Consider the following 1,476-nt stretch of genomic DNA (forward strand, 5'->3'; position numbering starts at 1 on the left):
CGCCCTTGGTTTTGTCCTCAATCTGATCGAGCTGCTTGTATAGATTCTTGAAATCCTTTTTGCTGCCATAGCCGAGAGCTTGGGCGAATTCCAACTCCGTACGGGCATCTTTTAAAAGATCGGCAAGACGCTCGTTTTCCTCTTTGCTCCGATCACCTTTTTCCGCAAGCGTTTCCGCTTCTTTGAGGTACTTCTCAGCAGTTGTAACCGGCAATGGAATAATGGTGTCGGTGACGACCAGCGTATTCAGTGCGAGCTGGAGTTCTTTTTTCGCCTCATCCATTTTCTCTTCATCGATTAATTTGGCGGCCCTTTTGATCGCATCGGGGTAGGTCGCCAGAGGAATATTGGTCACGCTGATAACGGTCTCGCTCGCCAAATTTCGAATCAATCGGCGGGCTTGCTGCACACGGCCGTCATCCAGCGCATCTTCGATCTCGTCGCGCAATGCTTTCACCGCCTTGATATCGGCCAGGATATCGTAAGTGACCACATTGACGTCGGAAGGCGCCAATGCAAGTTCGGGTTCGCGGCCGAGTATGATCGTCAGCTTGCCGGAGGCCCGCTCCAAAGCGGCAAGCGCCTCTTTTGTTTTTTTCTCGTCCAGCGCTTTCAGCGCATTCTTTGTTTCACGGATAGCGGTAGTGGCTTCTTCGAAAAGCGCTTTTCGTTTTTCCGCTGTCTGGTCCTGCTGAACCTTTTCCACTTCTTTGCCCGCAGCCGCCGTATCTTTTGTGTCCGCTGCAAACGATGGTGAGGCAAAGACCACCATCAGTACCAACGCTACGGTCATGATAAGGGATGCAATACTCAATCGTTTCTTCATTTTATTCACCTCCGTTATTCTTCCAGTTCCTTTTTCAGGCGCCGGTCGATATCGACCATGCGGGCCTCGTCCTGGGCGATCTCGAGAACCATGTCCTTGATTTCCAGCTTCTCGGTGACTTCATCCAGCCGGTCCTTGGAAACTTTTTCGAACACGGCGTTCCCCAGTTCGGCCAGGCGCCGGGTCACCTGGGTTTCCAGCCGGGCTTTTTCGCGTCTTAAGCGGGTAAGCTCGATGCCTTCACCCGCCTTCTCGGTAATCGTGTGAACCGCCGACATGGCGGCATCAAAGCCGGCTTCCATGCCCCTTTGGATTCTGTCCCAGAGCTTGATCTTGTTTTCTTCCATAATTACCTCCTTGATTGATGATCCATCGTCATCTGTTCGCTTCCCCGATCCTCAATGAAATACCAAACGAGGTTCAATCGTTCCTCAATGCCGGAAAGCAATTTCTCAAGTAACTAAAGGAGACCCGGTTCTGTTAAAACCGGGTCTCCGATTGAAAGAAATTTAACCGGCCTTGACCGCTATTTGGCGCGGCACGGCTTTTTGGGCCTTGGGCAGGGTCAGTCGGAGCACCCCGTCCTCCAGTTTGGCATCGATTTTGTCCTGGTCGATGGCATCGGACAGGGTAAACTGACGGTAATATTT

The 1,476-nt window shown here is 51.8% G+C and carries 3 protein-coding genes; all 3 read right to left on the reverse strand.

Going from position 1 to position 1,476, the window contains the following annotated elements; genetic code table 11:
• A partial coding sequence (locus AB7S84_RS16820; RefSeq protein WP_428155923.1) for a YfdX family protein occupies nt 1-826 on the reverse strand: 826 nt, incomplete at its 3' end.
• A gap of 14 nt (nt 827-840) precedes the next feature.
• Nucleotides 841-1,173 (reverse strand): hypothetical protein, encoded by a 333-nt coding sequence (locus AB7S84_RS16825; RefSeq protein WP_428155925.1) that lies wholly within the window; start codon nt 1,171-1,173, stop codon nt 841-843.
• A gap of 162 nt (nt 1,174-1,335) precedes the next feature.
• On the reverse strand, nt 1,336-1,476 hold a 141-nt coding region (locus tag AB7S84_RS16830; protein WP_428155932.1), incomplete at its 5' end, for an Hsp20/alpha crystallin family protein.

The organism is Desulfococcus sp., from assembly GCF_050178255.1.
GTDB lineage: Bacteria > Desulfobacterota > Desulfobacteria > Desulfobacterales > Desulfococcaceae > Desulfococcus > Desulfococcus multivorans.